General features: G+C 75.3%; 3 protein-coding genes. All 3 read left to right on the forward strand.

The annotated features are described in order from the left end of the window. Window positions 1-892: sensor histidine kinase (locus tag ACFWXO_RS27180; protein ID WP_380526701.1), on the forward strand; the 892-nt coding region annotated here is incomplete at its 5' end. Window positions 893-1,019: 127 nt separating this feature from the next. Beyond that, window positions 1,020-1,688, forward strand: a complete 669-nt coding sequence (locus ACFWXO_RS27185) for a response regulator (RefSeq protein ID WP_375884477.1) — start codon at window positions 1,020-1,022, stop codon at window positions 1,686-1,688. Window positions 1,689-2,242: 554 nt separating this feature from the next. Further along, window positions 2,243-3,013, forward strand: coding sequence for a transglycosylase family protein (locus ACFWXO_RS27190; RefSeq protein WP_380526703.1), 771 nt, complete (start codon window positions 2,243-2,245; stop codon window positions 3,011-3,013). Window positions 3,014-3,137 lie beyond the last annotated feature (124 nt).

Consider the following 3,137-nt stretch of genomic DNA (forward strand, 5'->3'; position numbering starts at 1 on the left):
GGCGCGCGCGGCCCCCCGCGCGGGGGGGGGCGGGGGGCGGGTCGCCGCTCTCGGGGGGCTGGGGGACGCCCCCCGCGCCCCCGGGACGGTGGTGGAGCTCTGCGTCGAGGGGGAGCGGCGGCCGCTCGCGGCGGCGGTCGACCACGCGGCGTACCGGATCGTGCAGGAGGCGCTCACCAACGCGCACAAGCACGCCCCCGGCGCGCCGATCGCGGTCGCGCTGCGGTACGAGCCGGACGCGCTGGTGGTGGAGGTGACCAACCCCCGCGCGCCGGAGCTCGTGGGCGCGCGCTCCGGCGCGGGGCCGGTGGTGAGCGGCGGACAGGGGTTGACCGGCCTGCGGGAGCGCGCCCGGCTGGTCGGCGGCATGGTGCACGCGGGCCCGACGCCCGAGCAGGGCTTCCGGCTGGCCGCCGTCCTCCCCTACGAGGGGGCGGAGGCCGAGGGCGCCGCCGCCCTGACGGCCGAGGAGGAGTGGGCGGCCGGCGGGCTGCCGCCGGTGGACGGCGGGCAGGACGGCCGGCGCCGCCCGGCGCTGGGCTGCGCGGCCGGGGTGGGGGCGGTGACGCTGATCGTGGCGGGCCTGGTGGCCTGGGGTGTGGTGGCCTTCCTCCGGGGCGCCAGCGACTCGACGGTGCGGCAGTCGGTCTACGACCAGATCCGGGTGGGCGACTCGCGGGGCGAGGTGCTGAAACAGCTCCCGCCCGGCAACGACTTCTTCACCTCCGACTTCCAGTCCGCCGGGCCGCCCCGGCCGGAGGACTCGCACTGCCGCTGGTACTCGCTGGCGAAGGAGGGCCAGGGCGACTCCTGGTCGGACGACCACGTGGCGCGGTTCTGCTTCAAGGGAGGGGTGCTGGTGGAGAAGGTGGAGTACACCTCCAAGGGCTGAGGTCGGCCGTCCGTCGTCGCGGCGCCCGGCCCCGGCCCGCTCTCCCCGGCCCCGGGCGGGAGGAGGGTGCGGCCGGGATGTGAGGATGGAGTTCCAGCCGCACCACCGTTCGAGGGGAATGACCAGCGTGATCCGAGTCCTCGTCGCCGACGACGAGCCGCTCATCCGGGCCGGGATCAGGATGATCCTGGGGTCGGCCGAGGACATCGAGGTGGTCGCGGAGGCCGCCGACGGCCGGCAGGCGCTGGAGCTGGCCCGGGCGCACCGGGTGGACGTCGTCCTGCTGGACATCCAGATGCCGGTGATGGACGGACTGACGGCGCTCGGGGAGCTCGGCAGGGTCGCGCCCGGCGCACGGGCGATCATCCTCACCACCTTCGGGGAGCGCGAGAACGTCCTGCGCGCCGTGACCGAGGGCGGCGCCGGGTTCCTGCTCAAGGACACCGCGCCGAACGAGCTGATCCAGGCCGTCCGGGCCGCGGCCGGCGGGAACGCCTTCCTCTCCCCGGCCGCCACCCGGCACATCGTGGACTCGCTGGCCGCCGGGCGCAGCGGCTCGGCGGCCGCCCGCGGCGCGCAGGCGCGGCGCCGGCTGGAGGTGCTCACCGGGCGCGAGCTGGAGGTGCTGGCGCTGCTCGGGGAGGGCCTGTCCAACGCGGACGCGGGGGCCCGGATCCACATGAGCGAGGCGACGGTGAAGACCTACGTCAGCCGGATCCTGGCCAAGTTGGGCTGTGAGAACCGGGTCCAGGCGGCGCTGCTGGCGCGGGACGCGGAGCTCGACGGCCGTAGCTGAGCGGGGTCGCGTGGTCACGGTGGGTGTCGCCGGTGACGGATGCCACTCAATCGGTGGTCCGAATCGGGAACTCCGGATGGACTGGTGACGGTCCGTCATCTTCCGATTGCGGACGGTCGATGGTGTGCGGGAGTCCACGAACGGACAGATGTGAGCGCGGGCACGGAAATTGATCGTTCGATCTTTAAAATGCGGTCAAACCTGGTCGAACCGGGCGCCGTTTCTTGATCGATACCGCCGGTAACAGTCAACTGACCTGCGAGAACCAAGAATTGCTTGCTGAGCCCCGGATGTGCCCCTAGCTTTCTTGGCGGCGCAACGAGCGCCACCCGGGTTCACCCCGACGCACGGCCCGCCGACTGACCCCCGGCGCGAGGGCGGTGCCCGCCGACGACACCGGCCCGAACGGGCCGTCGGCGAGCGGAGGTGGCCGGGGCGGCACGGCACGTCCGACACGTGGCCGGCCGCCCGACGAGCGAGGTGAGCGCAACCGACCGGCCCGTGTCCCGGGCCTGGTTCCGCCTGCCCGCCCGGGGCTTGCCGAGAGGACATTCATGACTTCCCGTCACGAGACCGCCGCTGCCACCGAGACCACCACCAGCAAGCGCAACCGCCTGCGGATGGCGGTCGTCGCGGGCGCCGCCGTCGCGGCCCTGCCGGTGGCCGGCCTCGTCACGGCCACCTCGGCCTCCGCCGCACCCTCCTCCACCTGGGACGCCGTCGCCCAGTGCGAGAGCGGCGGGAACTGGAGCATCAGCACCGGCAACGGCTTCAACGGCGGACTGCAGTTCACCCCCTCCACCTGGGCCGCGTACGGCGGAACCGCGTACGCCCCCCGGGCCGACCAGGCGACCAGGGCGCAGCAGATCGCCGTCGCCGAGAAGGTGCTCGCCTCGCAGGGGCCGGGGGCCTGGCCCGTGTGCTCCCAGAAGGCGGGCCTGAGCAAGGGCGGCGCCCCGGCCGCCGTCGACACCTCGGCGGGCTCGGGTGCCGCGGATCGGGCGACCCCCGCCAAGCCGGCCAAGCGGTCCGCGAAGGCGGCCCCCAAGGCCGCCCCGCAGGCGGCTCCGAAGGCGGCCGCCCCGAAGGCGCAGCCGCACGCCGCGCAGGCCCCGCAGGGCCGCCCGTCGGCCAAGCCGGCGCAGTCCGCTCCGGCGGCGGCGAAGAACACCACCGGTGGCGAGTACACCGTCCGCAGCGGTGACACGCTGAGCGACATCGCCGCCAAGTTCGGCGTCGACACCGACGGCCTGTACGGCAGGAACGCCCGCACCATCGGCGCCGACCCGGACCTGATCTTCCCCGGGCAGACGCTGACCGTCTGACGCCCTACCACGCTGCGACGCGATCCGGGGGGCCCCCCCCCCCCGGGGGGGGGGCCCCCCCGGGGGGGGGGCCGGGGGCGGCGGGGGGGGGGGTCCCCGGCCCCCGAAAGAGGGCGGGTGTGTG

The sequence above is a fragment of the Kitasatospora sp. NPDC059088 genome, from assembly GCF_042738155.1.
Taxonomy (GTDB): Bacteria; Actinomycetota; Actinomycetes; order Streptomycetales; family Streptomycetaceae; genus Kitasatospora.

Coding starts and splice junctions, on each gene's coding strand:
- ACFWXO_RS27190 (WP_380526703.1), top strand. CDS start 2,243: ATGACTTCCCGTCACGAGACCGCCGCTGCCACCGAGACCACCACCAGC.